The following is a 19,133-nucleotide window of genomic DNA, read 5'->3' as shown; positions in this document are numbered from 1 at the left end:
CTTGCACAGGCGAGGAGGAACCAAGGATGTTCCGCAGCGAGTACGCAGACACAGAGCCCGTCGAACTCCCCATCCACGAGGCGGTGTTGGGCAGGGCCGCCGAGTTCGGCGAGGCGCCCGCCCTCATCGACGGAGTCGACGGTACGACCCTCACGTACGACCAACTCGACCGGTTCCACCGGCGGATAGCCGCCGGACTCGCCGAGGCGGGGGTCCGCAAGGGTGATGTCCTCGCCCTGCACAGCCCGAACACGATCGCCTTCCCGACCGCCTTCTACGCCGCCACGCGCGCGGGTGCCGCCGTCACGACCGTGCATCCGCTGGCCACCGCCGAGGAGTTCGCGGGGCAGCTGCGCGACTCGGCCGCCGACTGGATCGTCACCGTCTCCCCGCTCCTGGAGACGGCCCGCGCCGCGGCCGAACGGGCGGGCGGCGTACGGGAGATCTTCGTCTGCGACACCGCGCCCGGACACCGCTCCCTCATCGACATGCTGGCCTCGACGGCCCCCGAACCGGAGATCGACATCGACCCGGCGGAGGACATCGCCGCCCTCCCGTACTCGTCCGGCACGACCGGCGTCCCCAAGGGCGTCATGCTCACCCACCGCTCCATCGCCACGAACCTCGCCCAACTCGCGCCGGCCATCCGCATGGGCCCAGGTGACCGCATCCTCGCAGTACTCCCCTTCTTTCACATCTACGGTTTGACCGCTCTCATGAACATGCCCCTGAAACGGGGCGCCACCGTAGTCGTCCTGCCGCGCTTCGACCTCGACACCTTCCTCGCCGCCATCGAGAAGCACCGCATCACCGGCCTGTTCGTCGCCCCGCCGATCGTCCTGGCCCTCGCCAAGCACCCGGCCGTTGAGCGGTACGACCTGTCGTCCCTGGAGTACGTCCTCAGCTCCGCCGCTCCCCTGGACGCGGCCCTCGCCGCCGCCTGCTCCGCCCGGCTCGGGCTGCCGCCGGTCGGCCAGGCGTACGGCATGACGGAACTCTCCCCGGGCACCCACATAGTCCCCCTCGACGACATGAGCACCGCTCCGCCCGGCACGGTCGGCAGGCTCCTCCCCAGCACCGAGATGCGCGTCCTGTCCCTGGACGACCCCGACGAGGACGCCGCCGCCGGTGAGGCGGGCGAGATCGCCATCCGCGGCCCCCAGGTGATGAAGGGCTACCTCGGCAACCCCGAGGCGACGGCCGCGATGATCGACGAGGACGGCTGGCTGCACACCGGGGACGTGGGCCGCGTCGACGCCGACGGCTGGCTGTTCGTGGTCGACCGGGTCAAGGAACTGATCAAGTACAAGGGCTTCCAGGTGGCCCCCGCCGAACTCGAAGCCCTCCTCCTCACCCACCCCGGCATCGCCGACGCGGCCGTCATCGGCGTCTACAACGCCGACAAGAACGAGGTGCCGCACGCGTACGTGGTCCGCCAGCCGTCCGCCACCGACCTCTCCGAAGGAGAGGTGATGATGTACGTCGCCGAGCGCGTCGCCCCGTACAAACGCGTCCGCCAGGTGACCTTCATCGACGGCGTGCCGAGGGCGGCCTCGGGCAAGATCCTGCGCCGCCGGTTGAGGGAGACGAGGGACAAGACGTGACACCGGTAGTGGCCGCCACGCGCGCGCGTGGCATCGCCACCCTCACCCTGGACGCCCCCGCGACCCGCAACGCCCTCTCCGCGGACCTCGTACGGGACCTGGCGGCGGCGCTGACGGACTGCGGCAAGGATTCGAACGTACGCGCGGTCGTGCTCACCCACACCGGGAACACGTTCTGCGCGGGCGCCGACCTGAAGCAGCCCCCCGACCCGGCGGCCTTCGTCGGCCTCCTCCGGCAGCTGCTGGAGCTGCCGAAACCGGTGATCGCCCGGGTGACGGGCCACGTACGGGCGGGCGGCCTCGGCCTCCTGGGCGCGTGCGACCTCGCGATCGCGGGGCCCGGGTCCTCCTTCGCCTTCACGGAGGTACGGATCGGAGTCGCGCCCGCCGTCATATCGATGCCGCTCCTGCCCCGCCTCGACCCGCGCGCCGCCGCCCGCCACTACCTCACCGGCGACCGTTTCGACGCCGTGGAGGCCGCCCGCTGCGGCCTGCTCACGGAGGCCGCCGAGGACGTGGACGCGGCCCTGGAGCCGGTCCTCGACGGGCTGCGCCGGGCGGCACCGGGTGCCCTGGCGGAGACCAAGCGGCTGCTCACGGCTAAGGTGCTGGAGATCTTCGACCGGGACACCGCCGAGCTGACCGCCCTGTCGGCACGGCTGTTCGCCTCCGCCGAGGCCCGCGAGGGGATGACGGCCTTCCTCGAACGACGGGACCCGGCATGGAAGTTGTAGCCACCGAGAGCGCCCCCCGGACGCAGCGCGCGCCGAAGCAGGACCGCAGCCGGGCCACCCGCCAGCGCCTCCTGGAGGCGGCCGTGTCCTGCCTCGCCGAACACGGCTGGGCGGGCTCCACGGTCTCCGTCGTCGCCGAACGCGCGGGCGTCTCCCGGGGCGCCGCCCAGCACCACTTCCGTACCCGCGAGGACCTCTTCACGGCCGCCGTCGAGTACGTCGCCGAGGAACGCTCCACCGCCCTGCGCGCCCTCTTCCCCGACGGCGCCGCCGACCGCCGCGCGGTGGTCGCCGCCCTGGTCGACCTCTACACCGGCCCGCTCTTCCGTGCCGCCCTGCACCTCTGGGTGGCCGCCTCGAACGAGGAGCAACTGCGCTCGCGCGTCACGGAGTTGGAGGCCCACGTGGGCCGCGAGACCCACCGGATCGCGGTGGAACTGCTGGGCGCGGACGAGTCCCGGCCGGGCGTACGGGAGACGGTCCAGGGCCTGTTGGACATGTCCCGCGGCCTGGGCCTGGCGAACCTGCTCACGGACGACGGGGGGCGACGGGACCGGGTGGTGGCGCAGTGGGCGAAGCTGCTGGACGAGTCCCTGGACCGACCCTGATCGTTCTCGCGCTCGCTGTGGCCGATCAGGGGCCAGGGCGCTGTTCGTTGTGGCTGATCAGGGACTGAGGCGCTCGACGCGCCAGCCCCCGTCCGCCTCGGCGACGTACCGCAGCCGGTCGTGCAGGCGGTTCTCGCGCCCCTGCCAGAACTCCACGGTCTCCGGGGCGACCCGGAAGCCGCCCCAGTTCGGCGGTACGGGGACCTGCTCGCCCTCCGGATACCGGGCGGCCAACTCGGCGTACGAGGCGTCGAGTTCGTCCCGGGAGCGGATCACCGAGGACTGCTCGCTCGCCCAGGCGCCGAGCTGGGAGCCGTGCGGCCGGGTACGGAAGTAGGCGGCGGTCTCGTCCCGTCCGGTACGGCGGGCGACGCCGGTGACGACGACCTGGCGGGCCAGCGGGAGCCAGGGGAAGAGCAGCGAGACGTACGGACTGACGGCGAGGTCGCGGCCCTTGCGGGAGCCGTAGTTGGTGAAGAAGACGAAGCCCTGGTCGTCGTACCGCTTGAGCAGGACGGTACGGGAGGAGGGGCGGCCCTCGGCGTCGACCGTGGAGACGACCATGGCGTTGGGTTCGAGGAGCCCGGCGTCCTCGGCGGCCTGCCGGAACCAGCGCGCGAACTGCTCCATGGGCCCGTCGGCCAGCTCGGTCTCGGCGAGGCCGTCGGCGCGGTACTGCTTGCGCATGGCGGCGGGGTCGAGCGGGGCGGCGGCGTCGCGGGGATCATGGCGATCGGTCACATGGTCATCCTGCCGTATCGGCGACGTCACCGAGCGGCATCGAGCGACCGCACATGGCACTGAGTGCCGCAGGGGCTCCCCAAAGGTGGCACTCGGGGATATCGTGCTGTTGACCGTTTCGGACCGCGAGCAACGCGGAATGGGCCGTGGAGCCGAGCCGGACAGAAGAATTTCGCGCACCCAGGCCGCAGGACCGTACATCTGTCACACACCCGTCGCACACCTGTCGTACACATCAAGAGGAGCCGCCTGATGTCCGACTTCGTACCCGGACTTGAGGGAGTAGTCGCGTTCGAGACGGAGATCGCCGAACCGGACAAGGAGGGCGGCGCACTCCGGTACCGGGGCGTCGACATCGAGGACCTGGTCGGCCATGTCTCCTTCGGCAACGTCTGGGGCCTGCTGGTCGACGGCGCCTTCAACCCCGGCCTGCCGCCGGCCGAGCCGTTCCCGATCCCGGTGCACTCGGGCGACATCCGGGTGGACGTCCAGTCGGCGCTGGCGATGCTGGCGCCGGTCTGGGGCCTGCGCCCGCTCCTGGACATCGACGAGCGGACGGCCCGCGACGACCTGGCCCGCGCGGCCGTGATGGCGCTGTCGTACGTCGCCCAGTCGGCGCGCGGCCAGGGCAACGCGATGGTGCCGCAGCGGGAGATCGACAAGGCCCAGTCGGTCGTGGAGCGCTTCATGATCCGCTGGCGCGGCGAGCCGGACCCGAAGCACGTGGCCGCGGTGGACGCGTACTGGACGAGCGCGGCCGAGCACGGCATGAACGCGTCGACGTTCACGGCGAGGGTGATCGCGTCGACGGGCGCGGACGTGGCGGCGGCACTGTCGGGAGCGGTGGGCGCGATGAGCGGCCCGCTGCACGGCGGCGCCCCGTCCCGGGTCCTGGGCATGATCGAGGAGATCGAACGAACGGGCGACGCGGACGCGTACGTCAAGCAGGCCCTGGACAAGGGCGAACGCCTGATGGGCTTCGGCCACCGCGTCTACCGGGCCGAGGACCCACGCGCGCGCGTGCTGCGCCGTACGGCCCGCGATCTGGGCGCCCCGCGCTTCGAGGTGGCGGAGGCCCTGGAGAAGGCGGCCCTGGCGGAGCTGCACGCCCGCCGCCCGGACCGGGTCCTGGCGACGAACGTCGAGTTCTGGGCGGCGATCGTGCTGGACTTCGCGGAGGTCCCGGCCCACATGTTCACGTCCATGTTCACGTGCGCCCGTACGGCGGGCTGGTCGGCCCACATCCTGGAGCAGAAGCGCACGGGCAGGCTCGTACGCCCGTCGGCCCGCTACATCGGACCGGGGACGCGGGAGCCGCAGGCGATCGAGGGGTACGGGGACATCGCGAGCTGAGCCCCCTTCGTCCGGTCCACCCGGAAGAGGGCAGGTCCCCCTTCCGGGTGATGGCGGCGCCATGGGTTTCGAAGTACTTTCAAAGTCATGGCGACCGACAACGCGGCAGTGAACTTCTCCGAGCTGGTGAACAAGAACAAGCAGACGCTCGCCCGCCTCAAGGAATCGTCACGGCTGCTGCTGCACCGCAGGGACGGCGAGGACCTGGTCCTCACCACAGCGGCACGCGCCGAGCAGGACCGGACCGTGGTGTCGGCCGCCACCCGGATACTGGCCGCGATGGCACGCCGGGAGCCCGGCAGCACCGAGCTGCTCCTGGACATACTGCCGGACGCGTTTCCGTGGGTACGCTTCCTGCCCGAGCCTGACGTGCACGCCTTCGCCGTAGAACTGGTCGACACCATGCGGGCCGCCGACTCCGTCGGCAACAGCGCGTCCGTCGCACAGCTGCTCGTCGCCTGGCAACACACGGCCGAGGTCTACTCGGACCCGGACCTCCTGGCCGTACTGACCGGGGACCACGGCGACGACTACGGTCCTGTCCCGGACCCGCGGGACGTCGTGTGAGCGCGGGGCGCGGAGACCGGGCCGCGCCGCCTGCGCCGGAGGGGCACTGGTAGGTCCGCTTCGCGGACGCCGCCTCGGCCAAGGGCTGGGAGAACCTTGCCCGGCAGGCACAGGAGAACACCTACAGCGCCTGGCTCGTCATGCGCACAGACCCCAGACCCCAGACCCCAGACCCCAGACCGTCCACCGAGACACCACGCCACCACCGCCTCAAGGGCAGCCTGGCCCACGGCACCCACCGCGGACAGACCTGCGAGCAGTGGCAGATCGAGGTGACCAGTGGCGGACGCGTCTGGTATCTCCTGGACATCTCCCGCGAGACCTGCTGGATCACCTTCGCGGGGACGGGTCACCCACGTGCCACCGACCGCCGCTGACGCAGGCGATGCGCGAACCCGGTCCCTCTGGAGGAGGGAGGCCACGGCTCCGATAGCGTGACCGCCCGAACGAGGGGAGACACGGCACATGCTGGTCGGAGCGGGGAACGCGGGGCGCGGGCTGGTCCTGGCGGCACTGTTGACGGCAGCCCTGACGGGCTGCACGGAGGCGCCGGACAAGGAAGCGAAGCCGACGTCATCGGCGACGAAGGACGACGCGAGCGCGGAGAGCGGCAGCACGATCGGAGCCGCGGGCTCGGCCTGCGAACTCCCGGTCACCTTCGACACGGCCGAGAAGTGGACGGCGGAAGCGGTGGACGGCTCCCTGAGCCAGGGTCCGGTGTCCCTGGCCTGCGAGGTGGACGCGAAGCCCGCCGGCCACATCGGCTTCCTGCGCGCCTGGACGGCGGACCCGGGCGCCGCCGCCGACGCACGCACGCTGCTGCAGGCCTTCGTGACGGCCGACAAGGGCGCGAGCAAGGCGAAGTACACCGAGTTCACGACGAACGGCCTCACCGGCGCCGAGGTGCAGTACGTCTACTCGGACGAGTTCCAGGAGACCCCGAAGAAGGAGCGCGCCCTGGCGGTGACGACCCCGCGGGGCTCGATCGTCGTACACCTCGGCGGCCTGGACACCGAGGAACACGAGGCGATGCTGCCGGCGTACGAGCTGGCGAAGAGCACCCTGAAGCCCTAGGCCGGAGCCCTGAACGCAGGCGACCCGCGAGCTCGGTCCCTCTGGAGGAGGGGCCGGCCGGACTCACCGGCGAGCTCGCGGGTCGGGTGACTGCGTTGGTTTCGGCCGGCTGCGTGTTACTCACCCACGCCGGTCCGGCACCGCACTGAATGTGGTGGCGAGCCGCTAGCCCGCAGCCACCTCACGCGTCCGGATAACACTCATGTACCCGATCACCTCCTTTCAGCGTTGGCCACAGTCTAGGAAGCGACCCGCCGCCCATCAACTGATTTTCCGAGAGCTTGGCGGGACCCGTCACACATCGAACCGCCGCCGAGCCCCCTCGACGCGCCCCAGATGCTTCAGCAGCGCCCACATGCCGGCCGGATCTGCGTTCACCGGATCTGCGTTCACCGGATCTGCGTTGGCCGGCTCTTCGTTCAGCAGCCCGTTTCGCGCCCGATCCCGCCCGAGCCGTCCCCGTCGGCCGTCATGGCCGCTCGCGGACCATGAACACGTCCACCTCGTCCGCGCTCTCCCTCACGAACCCGTGCCGCTCGTACAGCCGTCTCGCCGGGCTGCCCCGGAGGACGTCCAGGCGGATCCGGGCGCCCTTCTCGTCGCAGCGCCGCAGGAGTTCGCGCAGTACGGCCGAGCCGATGCCGGCTCCCTGGGAGCCGGGGGTCAGATAGAAGTGCTCCAGCCAGTGCGCGTCCTCCGCCGGGCGCAGTGCCACGCAGCCCGCCAGTTCGCCGTTCACCTCGATCACCCAGGTGTGGGCCGCGTCGAAGCCGTCCCGGAAGCGTTGCCGGACGCGGTGTTCGTCGTAGCGGCCGAGTCGTTCCAGGTCCGGGCGCATCACCGTGGCGCGTAGTTCCGCCAGCGGTTCGATGTCCGGTGCCGTCGCCCGTCGTATGTCCCAGTCCGCCATGATCGGCACGTTAGCGGGTTCGAATTCCGTTGACCTTCGTCAGAGTGTGCGATTTTCTGGCGTCGTGTCTGATCTTCGTATCGTCTCTGTGGATGCCGGCACTGGCGCCGGTGCCGGTGACGTTCTTCTTCGTGACTGGCAGCGCGTCCATAATCTGATCGTTCCGCCCGCCGCCCTGTCCCTCGACGACGTACGCGCGCGCAGTGCCCGGAATCGGCTGGACGTCGCCTATCTCGGGGACGCCCTTGTGGGGTGTTCCACCGTCCGGCCGCCCGGTGGGGACGGCGGGTCGGCCGTCGGTACCGTCATCGCGCGCGTGCTGCCCGGTTTTCGGCGGCGTGGGTTCGGGGGCGAGCTGTACGCGCGCGGGCTCGCGCTCGCCCGTGAGCTGGGGGCCGAACGGATCGAGACCGTCGTACTGGCCGCCAATCATGACGGGCTCGCCTTCGCGGTCAGGCACGGGTTCGTGGAGGTCGAGCGTTATGTGCTCGACGGGGCGAGTGATGTCTGGGTCGATCTGCGGCTTGCCCAGGACGGCGGCTGAGGCTGTGGACATTCCGGACGGTCGGTTTGGTCCGGGGGTGGGAGGGGCAAGAGGGGCTTGTTCCCGGACTACGGCGAATTTCCGCCGTACAACGATTTCCATCAATCTTGGGGGAACTCGATGTGTGCTGCGTCACGTTCGAGTTGAATGATGGTGAGTGAGCGAACCGTCGCGCGGTACGTGCGGACGCAGCCGGCAGGGGGTCCAGGTGAGTGCTTCCCGGCGTAGTGGGACCACCGACGAGCTGGGGCCGGACGAGCCCGAGAGGGACGGTACGGACGGTCCGGTCGGTTCGGACGGTGGTGGCTCCGACCTGCTCGCGGCCCTGCTCGACGGCATGGACGCCGCCCTGTGCGCCTTCGACGCCGACGGCGTCGTCACGCACTGGAACCGGGAGGCCGAGCGGATTCTCGGCTGGAGCGCGGAGGAAGCCGTCGGACGGCACGGCTTCGCCGGCTGGGCCGTGCGCAGCGCCGACGCCGAGGAGATCGAGGGGCGGCTGCTGTCCGCGATGCACGCCCCGGGGCGCCAGGTCCACGAGTTCGCCCTCTTGACGAAGGACGGCGGGCGCGTTCTCGTACGCACCCAGTCCGCCGCCGTGCGCGGGCCCGACGGCAAGCCCGCCGGGCTGTACTGCGCCTTCAGCGAGGTGCACGCGCAGATCGACCTGGAGCGGTCCATCGCCCTGAGCGAGGCCCTCTTCGAGGACGCCAGCTGGGGCGTCGTGCTCGTCGACGCGGACCTCAGGCCCGCCGTCGTCAACTCGCACGCCGCCCGCGCGCTCGGCATCGGCCGTACCGCCGTCCTCGGGCGGCCCCTCGGCGAGCTGCTCGCGCAGGGCGTCGAGGAGCTGGAGAGCGCGCTGACGCACGTCCTTGCCGAGGGTGCGCCGCCCGCGCCCGCCGAGATGTGGGTGAGCGTCCGGACGCCCGACGGCGAGAAGCGGCGCTGCTGGCGCAGCGGGTTCCTGCGGCTGGCCTCGCCGCTCACCGAGGAACCGGTTCCGCTCGGCGTGGGCTGGCTGTTCCAGGACATCACCGAGGCCAAGCAGACCGAGCAGGACTCCGCCCAGCTGCGGTTCCGTACCAACCAGCTGCACCGCGCGGCGCGGGCCGCCGCCGAGTGCGAGGACCCCGCAGAGGCCGCGACCGTCCACCTCGACTTCGCCCTCGCTGGCTTCGCCGACCACGCGCTCATCGACCGGATCGCCGTCATCGGCGGCACGGCGGCCGACGGTTCGCCCGGAGGTTCGACCAGCGGTGACGGGCGCGGGCCGGTCCGCCTGGTCCGTGCCGCGGCCACGCCCTCCGGGGCCCCCGGGCCCAGCGTCCTCGCCGGGCACGCCGGACTGCCGGTGCGCTACGGCGACGGACACCCGGCCGTGCAGTGCGTGGAGCGGTCCGGGTCGGTGCGGGCGAGCGTCGGGTCGTACGGCGTCGAGCAGGCCCGCGCGTGGGCCGTGCAGCGCCAGTGGCCGCCGGACACGGTCCACGCGCTGTGCGCGGTGCTGCGCAGCCGGGGGCGCACCCTGGGCGTGGTGACGTTCCTGCGGGGCGCCGGGCGGAGCCAGTTCGAGCGGGCGGACGCGATGTACGCGGAGGACGTGGCCGTACGGATCGCCGCCGCCCTGGACCTGGCCGCCCTCGGGAAGTGAGCGACGGCGACCTGTCCCCTCAGCCCGCCTCAGCGCTCGTAGAAGATCCGGTCGCCGTACTGCTTCAGGATGCGGGCGTTCCAGTCGTGGCCGCCGTCCACGTTGCCGGAGCGCAGCAGCGGGGGCTCGATGCCCCGGTCCGCCAGGATGCCCGCCGCCGTCGCCATGACCGACTGGAGCACGGCCGACGTGACGACCGTCGAGGCGGGGGCGAAGGGCGCGGGGACGGACTCCAGGGTGAGTACGGCGTCCCCGGGGGCGATCTTCGAGTCCAGTACGACGTCGCAGTGGTCCTTGAGGAAGGTGCCCGAGGCGTTCCTGGGCGTCGTCTCCGTCGCGTACGCCACCGAGGTCACGCCGATGACCCGTACCCCGAGGGCACGCGCGTGCAGCGCCATCTCCACCGGGAGGGCGTTGCGGCCGGAGAGGGAGATGATCACGAGTACGTCGCCCGCGCGCAGCGGGGAGGTGTCCAGGACGGCCGTCGCCAGGCCCTCGACGCGCTCCAGGGCGGAGCCCAGGGTGGCCGGTACGACGTCCACGCCGACGACGCCGGGGACGGCCAGCAGGTTCATCAGGGCGAGGCCGCCCGCGCGGTAGACGATGTCCTGCGCGGCGAGCGAGGAGTGTCCGGCGCCGAAGGCGAACAGCCGGCCGCCGGCGGCCACGGTGTCGGCGACGAGCGTGCCGGCGGCCGTCACGGCCTCCGTCTCCTCGTCGCGCACCCGCCGCAGCAGCCCGATCGCGGCGTCGAGGAACTGCCCGGCCAACTCGCTGTCGCTCATGGGTGAAGCCCCTTCGGTCCAGGTCGGTCCGTGTCGGTCGCCGATCACGGTGAGGTCTGGACCACTTCCCTGTCAAACGCCGCTTGCCCGGTCCGCCACGTACCCTCGGTGAAACGCACTGTCTACCCGGCCACGGGGATCCGTAACCGCCTGGTTTCAACGCGGCGGCACGGTTGTCAGTGGTATGCGTCAGAATTGAAGCCAGGGCCAGCGCACGCGCCGGAGCCGTCGAGCCTCCGGCACATCTCATCAAGGGGCACGAATGTCCGGACTGATCGATACGACGGAGATGTATCTCCGCACCATCCTCGAGCTGGAGGAGGAAGGTGTGGTCCCCATGCGCGCCCGGATCGCCGAGCGGCTGGACCAGAGCGGCCCGACGGTCAGCCAGACCGTGGCCCGGATGGAGCGCGACGGTCTGGTGTCGGTCGCCAGCGACCGGCATCTGGAGCTGACGGACGAGGGCCGCCGCCTCGCCACCCGCGTCATGCGCAAGCACCGCCTCGCGGAGTGCCTGCTCGTCGATGTGATCGGCCTGGAGTGGGAGCAGGTCCACGCGGAGGCGTGCCGCTGGGAGCACGTGATGAGCGAGGCCGTGGAGCGCCGCGTGCTCGAACTGCTGCGCCACCCCACCGAGTCGCCGTACGGCAACCCGATCCCGGGCCTGGAGGAGCTGGGCGAGAAGGACGGCGCGGACCCGTTCCTGGACGAGGGCATGGTCTCCCTGGCCGACCTCGACCCGGGCGTGGAGGGCAAGACGGTCGTCGTACGCCGCATCGGCGAGCCCATCCAGACGGACGCGCAGCTGATGTACACGCTGCGTCGCGCGGGTGTGCAGCCCGGTTCGGTGGTGAGCGTGACGGAGGCGGCCGGCGGGGTGCTGGTCGGCAGCGGCGGCGAGGCCGCCGAGCTGGAGGCGGACGTCGCCTCGCACGTGTTCGTGGCGAAGCGCTGACCGAGGGCGCCCGCGCTTGCTGAACCGGTGGCACCCGCATCCGCCGACTGGGAGCGCCCGTACCTGCTGTGACCGCAACTTCTGTTACCGAGGGGGAACTTGCGGCGTCCCGGGGCCCGTGCCGCGCCGGGGCGTCAATCCAAGATTGAGTGTGCGGAATCGCAGCGCTCGGACGTTTCGCGTGCCACGCTGTCGCGAGAGGCATATGACTTGGGGGCTCTTGGCCGGGTACGGCGGTGGTGCCGCCCGGCGGGGGAGGGGGAGCGTGAGGATGTGCCGCGGACGTGAAGAGGGCCCCGGCGCCAAGCGGCGCCGGGGCCTGTCCTCCCCTGTGCTGACCCGGAGCCCCGAGCTCCCAGGGTCATCCCCTTCGGACCGCTTTCCCCGGGCGGTCCGCCTCCCGCAGAAGGTCTCCCCTCGGCCACGCGGATCATTCCTGGAGCGTGGTCACTCGAACGAGGGGTGTTAGCGCCGGAGACCGTGTTTTCGAATAGCCATTCGATATTCTAGCCAGTCTGGGCAATCGACCAGAGGAACTTCGATAGCTAGGGGGGTGCCAGGACCTATGGCGCGGCGTATCGACGTGACCGGAGCGGGCGGTGTGCGCCTTGCCGCCTGGGAGTTCGCCGACCCTCCCAAGACCGGGGAGCCCGACCGGGCCCCCGGAGTGCTGTTACTGCACGGGCTCATGGGCCGCGGCTCGCACTGGGCGTCCGCCGCCCGCTGGCTCGGCGAGCGGCACCGGGCCGTCGCCCTCGACCAGCGCGGTCACGGCCAGAGCGACCGTCCGCCCGGTGACATCTACACCCGCGAGGCGTACGTCGCGGACGCCGAGGCGGCGATAGAGCAGCTCGGCCTCGGCCCGGTCGTCCTCATCGGCCACGCCATGGGCGCCCTGACCGCCTGGCAGCTCGCCGCGAAACGCCCCGACCTGGTGCGCGCCCTGGTCGTCTGCGACATGCGGGCCTCCGCGCTCGGCGCGGCCTCCCAGCGGGAGTGGGAGGACTGGTTCAAGGCCTGGCCGGTGCCCTTCGCGACCCTCGCCGACGTCCGCAAGTGGTTCGGCGAGGACGATCCGTGGGTGGAGCGGCCGACTCCGTCGCGCGGTGAGTTCTACGCCGAGGTGATGCAGGAGTCCGCCGACGGCTGGCGTCCCGTCTTCGAGCCGGAGCAGATGCTGAAGTCGCGGGAGACGTGGGTGTTGGACGCGCACTGGGAGGAGTTGACGCAGGTTCAGTGTCCCGCGTTGGTGGTGCGGGGGCTGGACGGGGAGTTGGGGCGGGCGGAGGCGCAGGAGATGGTCCGGGTGCTGCCTCGGGGGGAGTACGCGGAGGTGGCTGACGCCGGGCACATCGTGCACTACGACCAGCCGGAGGCTTGGCGGGCGGCGATCGAGCCGTTCCTGGAGGGGGTGCTGGCGCGGTAGTGGTTTGGCGCGGCGCCGTCGTGGCTTGTCGCGCCCACGCGGCGGAGCCGCATATGGATACAGCCCCACGCCCCTAAGGGGCGCCTCCTGTCGCCGTCAGGAATGCCACTGCGCCAGTTGCCACCAGCGCCACCGCCAACAGGCACCAGCGGCGGGCCTCGTGGAAGGTGGTGCGGATCTGCCAGACGTGGGTCATGGCCAGCAGCCAGCGTACGAAGGGGTCCGTGCGGGCGATGTTGGTCCGGGCCCGGGCCAGGTGCCGGTGGAGCAGGTCCCGGCGGGCGGGGTCCGTCTCGGTCGCCAGGGCGCGGTGGATGTTCACGGCGACCGTGCGGTGGCGCAGGAGGTCGTCCACGCCGGTCGCGGCCGAGCCGAAGAAGTCGGCAGGGGAGGCGTCGATCAGCTCGCGCAGACCGCGTGCCGCCGGGGTGCTCAGCGTGGCGGCGGTGGTGATCGGCGGTACGAGCACCCTGCTGACCTGCCAGATCGCCAGGCACACCCCGCCGAGCGCGACGAGCAGCGCACCGCCCGCGACCAGCGCCTCGCCCAGCCCGTGCACCTTCCCCACGGCCACCAGCGGCCCACCGCCCACCAGCGCGACCCCGACGGCACCGAACGCGGCGATCATCCACCGCGCGGCGGCCCGCAGTTCGGGTACGGCGTCGAGGGGGGAGGGAAGGGCGTCGAAGGGGGTGACCGTGACCATGGTGGGGTTGGGCGGGGGTGGCTCGGTGGTCACCGGGGCGGGTCCTCGTCCAGAGGGGAGCCCTTGGTCAGCGCCTGGGGCAGACCGTCGTCATCGGGCACGTCCGGATACAGCACCCACGCGGTGCCGTCGTAGAACTCCAGCACGCCGTTGTCACCCAGCCGTACGTCGTTGATCTTCGGGGCGTCCGCCATGCAGACATTGTCCCAGCCGCCGAGCGCTCAACCACCCTCCCCTTCCGCGTCGTTGATGAAGTGCAGCACCGCCGCGACCACCGCCCGCTGGGTCGGCTGCGGAAGCCCCGAGGCCAGCGCGGGGTCGCGTTCGCCGGAGAGGACGCGGTCCAGGACCGAGGACAGCTGCGCCAGGAAGGGGTCCGAGGCGAACCCGTCCAGGTTCTCGCGGGTCACCTCACCGGTCCCGTCCTCGCCGAGGGCCGCGCCGACGAAGCTGCCCAGGGCGATGCCGAGATGCATCACCGTCCACAGTTCGACGGGTACGGTCACCCGGCCGGCCAGCGCGTCCAGCGCGCGTTCCGCCACCCGGGCGTCCAGGGTCCCGAGCCCGGCGAGCACACCGGGCCCGCGCTCGCCGCCCTGGATCCGGGCCAGTACGACGGTCAGCGGGACGAACATCCCGTCCAGCCCGGCGAGTCGGTCGAGGTGCTGGCGCAGCTTCACCTGCGCCGCCGTGTTGCGCCGCTCGGCGGCCACCAGCGCCGCCAACACCGGCTCCCAGACCATGCCCCAGGCCGCAGCCTGCACGACGCCGAGCCAGTACGCCCCCGCTCCCGCTCCCGCCCCCGTCCCCTGTTCCGCCGCCGATCCCCCCTCTGCCGCCACCCGTTCACGCGCCTCCCGCACCAGCGCGGTGAGCGTCTCCCGGGCGCGGGCGAGATCGGGGTCGAGGCCGGTCAGCAGCCGGTCCAGGGCCACGCCGGGTACCTCGGCGACCCGGGCGCACAACTCCTCCACGTCCGTAGGCAGTTGGGCCTCGGCCTCCGTCCCGAACACCCCGAGGTCGCCCGCGAGGGACAGCGCCGCGTTCATCGTCCGGCCGCCCCCGCTGAGCGTGGCCAGCAGCGCCGCCGCGAGGTGGTGGGCGACCGCGCCCGCCGCGTCCCGCGCGTGGCCGTGCAGATACGTGCCCAGGTTGGCGTGCCCGACCGCGACGACCGCGGGAACGCCCGCCCGGTAGGCGTACCGCAGGCTGTCCCGCTCCCGCGCGATCGCCACCTCGCCGTGCCCGCGCGCGTCCGCCACGTTGGCGAGCGCCCCGAACACCTCACCCAGGTACAGGAAGTCCCCGGCGTCCTCGAAGACTTGTCGGCACTCTTCCAGCAGCCGCAGCGCGTCCTGGGTACGGCCGAGCCGCAGCAGCGGCATGTACGCGGGCAGCCGGGCCGCCGCGAAGTCGGTCGGCGGTGCGCCGCGCGCCCGTTTGGAGGCGCACACGTCGTCGCCGTACTCCAGCGCCCGTCGCCACTGTTCGGCCTCGATCGCCGCGCGCTGCCCGGTGTCGCACAGCTCCTCCCAGACCTCCCACCAGTCAACTCCCTCACGGGGGCCGCGCTTTCGGGGCACGTCTCGCATCCGCCGGTGCAGGGCGTCGGCCTCGGCCAGGGTCGCGCCGGCCCGGTCGGTCTGCGACAGGACGTGCAGCCGCTGGACCTCGTACAGGAGCGTCGTCCAGGTGCCGAGGCCGGCCAACCTGGCGTGCTCGGCGCCCTGTTCGGCAAGGGCGAGGGCCTCGGTGAGGCGGCCGGTGCGGACGCAGAGGTCGACCAGGCCGCTGGTCGCCGTGGCGGCGGCGGAGTGGTCGCCGCTTGCCAACGCCGAGGCCAGGGCGGCCCGTTCGTGGCGTTCGGCGGCGGCCGGGTCGATCTCGCTCAGCACCCGCGCGAGCGCCTCCGTCGGCGGTACGACTCCGGTGCCCGGCGCGGACGCGGCGCGGGCGGCGATCCGGCGCAGCAGGGGCAGTACGCGCGCCCGCGTCGGCGCCGAGACGTCCCGGCGCAGTACCGCTTCCAGCAGTGTCGCGGCGGACAACTCCTGCCGCAGCCGCAGCAGATAGGGCACGGCGGCCAGCGCGGCGTGCGTGAGCAGCGGTCCGGCCAGTCGGGCGCCCTCGGCGTCGGTGCCCTCGCGGGTCCACGCCATCTCGAACACCCGCAGCCAGTACCCCGCCAGCCGCGTGTCGACCACCTCCCGGACCCGCGCACCGCCCCGCGCCCGCCCCTCGGCGGCCACGGCGGCCTGGATCTCGTACGCCTGCCCCGGGCGCGGGGTGAGCAGCCCGTGGGCCACCAGGGTCCGCAGGGCCGCCTCGATCGACGTGTCCGGGTGCCCCAGTTGGGTGCGTAGGTCGGGCCAGTTGTGGTCCACGGTCGCCCGGCTGCGGTCGGTCTCCTCCAGGCAGCACAGGACGTGGAACAAGTCACGGTCGGCGGAGGTGAGTTCGGCGGCGACGCCGTCGGACCAGGCGCGCAGCACGCGCAGATACTGGTCACCCTCGGCCTCGCCCTCGGCCTGGTCCTCGCCCTCGCCCGTGGTGGGCGCCGATGCCCGGCTCCCGGCGGTCAGCAGTCGGGTCAGGCGGTCCGGGTCGGTGGCCTGGGTGTCGGCCAGTTCCAGCAACCTCGGGTGGCCCTGGGCCAGTTCGAGGAGCCCGGTGGCCAGTCGGCGGGCCGCCGCCGGTGTCGTGCCGGGGAGTCGGCCGTCCAGCAGCCGGGCCAGGTGGGGGAGTTCGCGGGCGAGCAGCAGGGTCTCGTCCGGGGTCAGCAGGTCGACCGGTTCGGTCCGCAGGCGCGGTCCCAGTCCGGGCGGCCGTACCCGCCCGCACAGAATCAGCCGCCCCGCGCCGGAGTGCCCGGACAGCGTGCCGACGAGTTCTCCCCAACGCCGGTCCCGCCAGGCCCGTTCGGGGGTCAGCAGGGCGTCGATGCCGTCGATGACGAGGAGTGCGCGCTCCCGCACCAGCCAGGCGGTCACGGCGGCCGTGAACTCCGCCGCCGCCGACCCGTCGGCCTCGGCCGCGTCCAAGAGGTGCAGACAGCGGAGCCCCGGCACCGCCTCCTCCAGGGCCAGCGCGAAGGAGGCGAGGGCTCCCTCCTGATGCCGCCGCCCCTCCTGCTCCTGGGGCGTGGTGAACCAGACGGCCCGCTCGAAGGCGTGCGCGTGCGTCGCCACCAACTCCCTTGCGCACGCGGTCTTCCCGGCCCCGGGCATGCCCTGCAGCAGTACCCCGGCGAGCCCGCTGCGGGGGGCCAGTACGGCGCCGAGGCGGGCGAGGAGGGCGACCCGGCCGACGAAGTGCTCGGGCACGGGCGGCAGTTGCCCGGAGACGTCGGCCTCTCTCCGTACGGCCCCCTCGGGCGCCCTCAGTCTCAACCCCACCGCCCGCGCCCCGAACAGCGCCGGAGTCGCCGCCCGCAGTGCGGAACCGGACGTCTCCGCCCCCTCGGTGCCCTCCGCCGACAGCTCACCCAGCGCCGCTGCCAGCGCCCGGGGCAACACCCGCCCCCCGACAACCAGTTGACGGTAGAGCCGCTCGGCGAGGGCGGTGGCGAACGCGTCCTCCACCGGGTACCGCATGGCCAGCACCGCGCACCCGAGGCGCTCGACGAGGTCCCCGGCGACGGCCCCGACGACCGGTTCCCCGGTGTCCTCGCCCACCGGTTCCGGGGCCGCCGCCGACCAACAGGCCGACAGGGTCACGAGGGAGACGTCCCGTGCGGTGGTGAGGAGGTCGACGAGTTCGGGTGCGCGGACGCGGTCGGGGTGCCCGGCGTCGGTCTCCAGGAGGAGTTCGCCGGGGGCGCCGTGGCCGGAGACATGGACGAGGTCCCAGCCGGCCGGCCGCGCCAGTACCTCACGCAGCCGCTCGCGCGTCACCCCGTACTGCAGCGTGCGCACCTCCACCGCGCGCCCGGCGTCCGCCGCCTCGGTGAACAGCCGGGTCAGCGCGAGCCGTTCGCGCCGCAGGTTCAGCGCCCGGCTGCCCTCGGGCAGACTGAACAGCGCCAGCACACGCACCGGACCGTCCGCCCGGTCCCCGTCCTCGCGCCGTGCGCCGAACTGCGTCACGAGCGTCACGTCCTGGACGGCCAACGGCCGCCCCGCCGCATGGGCCAGTTCCAGGGGTACGGACATCAGGCGCCGCGCGCCCGGTACGTCCGCCGGCACGACGACCCGTACGACCGCAGGGGCCGCCGCCAGCAGCGCGGGCGCGACCGGACCCAGGACCTCCGCGCCGACCCACGTACCCACCTCCCGGACGATCTCCCGCTCCCGCGCGGCCCGTACGTCCGGGGCCGCGTGCCGGCGCAGATATCCGGGCAGGTCGAGGAAGGCCTCGTACTGCGGGCCGGTCGGGTCCAGGCGGACCTCGTGCCGGGCCAGGACCGTGCCGTCGGGTGCCGTCAGGACCCAGCGCCAGTGGTCGGGGCCGGTGAAGTCCTCGACGAGCAGGGTCAGTTCGGCGGCCGGGCGGGGGTCCCGCACGGTCAGATCCCGAACTGTGCGCGCAGGCCCTTGATCATGGCGAGCGTCTGCTCGACCCCGGCGCGCGAGGGGTGTCCCGCCGGGAGTTCCCGCAGTCCGCGCGCGTACATGTCCTCGGCCGCGCCGAGGTGTTCGGGACGGCCGGTCTGGACGAGCCCGAGGAGCACACCGCCGAGGTTGACGAGGCGTATCGCGTGCATCGGATGGTCCTCGGGGGTGTCGCGCAGGGCCGCGCGGGCGTGCTCGGCGGCCTCGTCGAGGGTGGCGGCGTCGCGGCTCTTGCGCCCTTTGCGGAGCAGGGAGTTGGCGAGGTTGGACTCCTGGCCGACGCGCTGTTCGCCGAGCGTGCTGGTGCCCTTGGGCAGCAGGTCGAGGCAGCCTCGGTAGAGAGCGATGGCCTCGTCGATGGACTCCTCGTCCTCCGTGCTGTCGTAGACCTCCTGGAGGGCGGTGGCCAGGGAGGACATGTGCCGGGGGAGTTCCGGGTCGCCGGGCGGGGACTTGTCGACGGCCCGCCTGCCGTAGTCGACGGCCTTGATCAGGTCGGGGGCGCCACGGTCGCGTTCCCAGCTCAGCCGGTGCAGCATGCACAGGGAGGAGAGGGCGGCGGCGTGCCGGAGGTCGTCTACCGGGTAGACCTCCACGGCGAGTTCGGCTGCCTGCATCGAGCCGCGCAGCAGCTTGGGGTCGCCGGTGCGGCCGTATGCCAGCCGTAGGTCGTCGGAGACGCCGAGGGGTTCGAGGTGCTCGGCCTCGGCCTCGGCCTTGTCGTCGGCCCTGGACTTGGATCTGCCGAACCATTTGGCCATGCGCAGGCTCCCCCTGCTTTTGCGCTCCGCTGGTTGGGCGGGCTGTGTCGGTTGTTGTTCGTCTGCGGCACCTTCGTGGCTGGTCGCGCAGTTCCTCGCGCCCCTTTGGGGCGCTCTCCCTGTCCCTCCCCGCGAACGGCGTGCCAAACCCCTTATGCCGT

The 19,133-nt window shown here is 72.5% G+C and carries 18 protein-coding genes; 11 read left to right on the top strand and 7 right to left on the bottom strand.

Annotated elements, in window-relative coordinates; translation table 11 throughout:
- Positions 1 to 26 precede the first annotated feature (26 nt).
- From CW359_RS27950 to CW359_RS27940, 3 genes are read left to right on the top strand one after another with little or no spacing between them, the layout of a single operon-like run.
- Positions 27 to 1,604, top strand: coding sequence for a 4-coumarate--CoA ligase family protein (locus CW359_RS27950; protein WP_105972922.1), 1,578 nt, complete (start codon positions 27 to 29; stop codon positions 1,602 to 1,604).
- The gene (locus CW359_RS27945; RefSeq protein ID WP_105972921.1) at positions 1,601 to 2,338 is read left to right on the top strand and encodes an enoyl-CoA hydratase family protein; all 738 of its coding nucleotides are present in this window, start codon (positions 1,601 to 1,603) and stop codon (positions 2,336 to 2,338) included. The genes CW359_RS27950 and CW359_RS27945 overlap by 4 nt, the downstream gene beginning before the upstream one ends.
- Positions 2,326 to 2,946, top strand: coding sequence for a TetR/AcrR family transcriptional regulator (locus tag CW359_RS27940; RefSeq protein WP_105972920.1), 621 nt, complete (start codon positions 2,326 to 2,328; stop codon positions 2,944 to 2,946). The genes CW359_RS27945 and CW359_RS27940 overlap by 13 nt, the downstream gene beginning before the upstream one ends.
- A 57-nt stretch (positions 2,947 to 3,003) precedes the next feature.
- Here the strand turns inward: CW359_RS27940 and pdxH are convergent, their stop codons facing one another.
- Positions 3,004 to 3,633, bottom strand: coding sequence for a pyridoxamine 5'-phosphate oxidase (pdxH, locus tag CW359_RS27935; protein ID WP_105972974.1), 630 nt, complete (start codon positions 3,631 to 3,633; stop codon positions 3,004 to 3,006).
- A 306-nt stretch (positions 3,634 to 3,939) separates the two neighbouring features.
- On the opposite strand from pdxH, the gene CW359_RS27930 reads away from it, so the two are divergent.
- The 4 genes from CW359_RS27930 (at position 3,940) to CW359_RS27915 (ending at position 6,681) form a co-directional block, all read left to right on the top strand.
- Positions 3,940 to 5,040, top strand: coding sequence for a citrate synthase 2 (locus CW359_RS27930; protein ID WP_105972919.1), 1,101 nt, complete (start codon positions 3,940 to 3,942; stop codon positions 5,038 to 5,040).
- 87 nt (positions 5,041 to 5,127) lie between these two features.
- Entirely contained in the window at positions 5,128 to 5,607 is a 480-nt protein-coding gene (locus CW359_RS27925) for a hypothetical protein (RefSeq protein WP_105972918.1), read from the top strand.
- A gap of 140 nt (positions 5,608 to 5,747) precedes the next feature.
- Positions 5,748 to 5,984 (top strand): hypothetical protein, encoded by a 237-nt coding sequence (locus CW359_RS47415; RefSeq protein ID WP_332874998.1) that lies wholly within the window; start codon positions 5,748 to 5,750, stop codon positions 5,982 to 5,984.
- An 88-nt stretch (positions 5,985 to 6,072) separates the two neighbouring features.
- Positions 6,073 to 6,681, top strand: coding sequence for a lipoprotein (locus CW359_RS27915; RefSeq protein WP_105972917.1), 609 nt, complete (start codon positions 6,073 to 6,075; stop codon positions 6,679 to 6,681).
- Between the two features lie 469 nt (positions 6,682 to 7,150).
- Here the strand turns inward: CW359_RS27915 and CW359_RS27910 are convergent, their stop codons facing one another.
- Positions 7,151 to 7,591, bottom strand: coding sequence for a GNAT family N-acetyltransferase (locus CW359_RS27910; protein WP_105972916.1), 441 nt, complete (start codon positions 7,589 to 7,591; stop codon positions 7,151 to 7,153).
- 88 nt (positions 7,592 to 7,679) lie between these two features.
- On the opposite strand from CW359_RS27910, the gene CW359_RS27905 reads away from it, so the two are divergent.
- Positions 7,680 to 8,135 carry a GNAT family N-acetyltransferase gene (locus tag CW359_RS27905; RefSeq protein ID WP_232838629.1) on the top strand — a complete coding sequence of 152 codons (456 nt, stop codon included), beginning with the start codon at positions 7,680 to 7,682 and terminating at the stop codon, positions 8,133 to 8,135.
- 208 nt (positions 8,136 to 8,343) lie between these two features.
- The gene (locus CW359_RS27900) at positions 8,344 to 9,789 is read left to right on the top strand and encodes a PAS domain-containing protein (RefSeq protein WP_105972972.1); all 1,446 of its coding nucleotides are present in this window, start codon (positions 8,344 to 8,346) and stop codon (positions 9,787 to 9,789) included.
- Between the two features lie 29 nt (positions 9,790 to 9,818).
- Here CW359_RS27900 and CW359_RS27895 read toward each other — a convergent pair whose 3' ends face one another.
- The gene (locus CW359_RS27895; protein ID WP_105972915.1) at positions 9,819 to 10,574 is read right to left on the bottom strand and encodes an SIS domain-containing protein; all 756 of its coding nucleotides are present in this window, start codon (positions 10,572 to 10,574) and stop codon (positions 9,819 to 9,821) included.
- 262 nt (positions 10,575 to 10,836) lie between these two features.
- Between CW359_RS27895 and CW359_RS27890 the strand changes: the two genes are divergently transcribed.
- Both CW359_RS27890 and CW359_RS27885 read left to right on the top strand, forming a co-directional pair.
- Positions 10,837 to 11,529, top strand: a complete 693-nt coding sequence (locus CW359_RS27890) for an iron-dependent transcriptional repressor DtxR (RefSeq protein ID WP_105972914.1) — start codon at positions 10,837 to 10,839, stop codon at positions 11,527 to 11,529.
- Positions 11,530 to 12,094: 565 nt separating this feature from the next.
- A complete protein-coding gene (locus CW359_RS27885; protein WP_105972913.1) occupies positions 12,095 to 12,955 on the top strand; it encodes an alpha/beta fold hydrolase in 861 nt (286 codons plus the stop codon).
- A 73-nt stretch (positions 12,956 to 13,028) separates the two neighbouring features.
- Here CW359_RS27885 and CW359_RS27880 read toward each other — a convergent pair whose 3' ends face one another.
- From CW359_RS27880 to CW359_RS45970, 4 genes are read right to left on the bottom strand one after another with little or no spacing between them, the layout of a single operon-like run.
- Complete coding sequence (locus CW359_RS27880; RefSeq protein ID WP_105972912.1) at positions 13,029 to 13,694, bottom strand: hypothetical protein; 666 nt, start codon at positions 13,692 to 13,694, stop codon at positions 13,029 to 13,031.
- The gene (locus tag CW359_RS45455) at positions 13,691 to 13,855 is read right to left on the bottom strand and encodes a hypothetical protein (RefSeq protein WP_157968645.1); all 165 of its coding nucleotides are present in this window, start codon (positions 13,853 to 13,855) and stop codon (positions 13,691 to 13,693) included. Before CW359_RS45455 ends, CW359_RS27880 begins: the two co-directional genes overlap by 4 nt.
- A 27-nt stretch (positions 13,856 to 13,882) precedes the next feature.
- Positions 13,883 to 18,163: a CHAT domain-containing protein gene (locus CW359_RS47170; RefSeq protein WP_105972911.1), complete on the bottom strand. Its 4,281-nt coding sequence runs from the start codon at positions 18,161 to 18,163 to the stop codon at positions 13,883 to 13,885.
- A gap of 2 nt (positions 18,164 to 18,165) precedes the next feature.
- Positions 18,166 to 18,972, bottom strand: coding sequence for a tetratricopeptide repeat protein (locus tag CW359_RS45970; protein ID WP_105972910.1), 807 nt, complete (start codon positions 18,970 to 18,972; stop codon positions 18,166 to 18,168).
- Between the last annotated feature and the right edge of the window lie 161 nt (positions 18,973 to 19,133).

Source organism: Streptomyces geranii, from assembly GCF_002954775.1.
In the GTDB taxonomy this organism is placed as follows: domain Bacteria; phylum Actinomycetota; class Actinomycetes; order Streptomycetales; family Streptomycetaceae; genus Streptomyces; species Streptomyces geranii.
The sequence above is the reverse complement of the archived record's forward strand: the minus strand, read 5'-3'. Positions and strand labels throughout refer to the sequence as shown.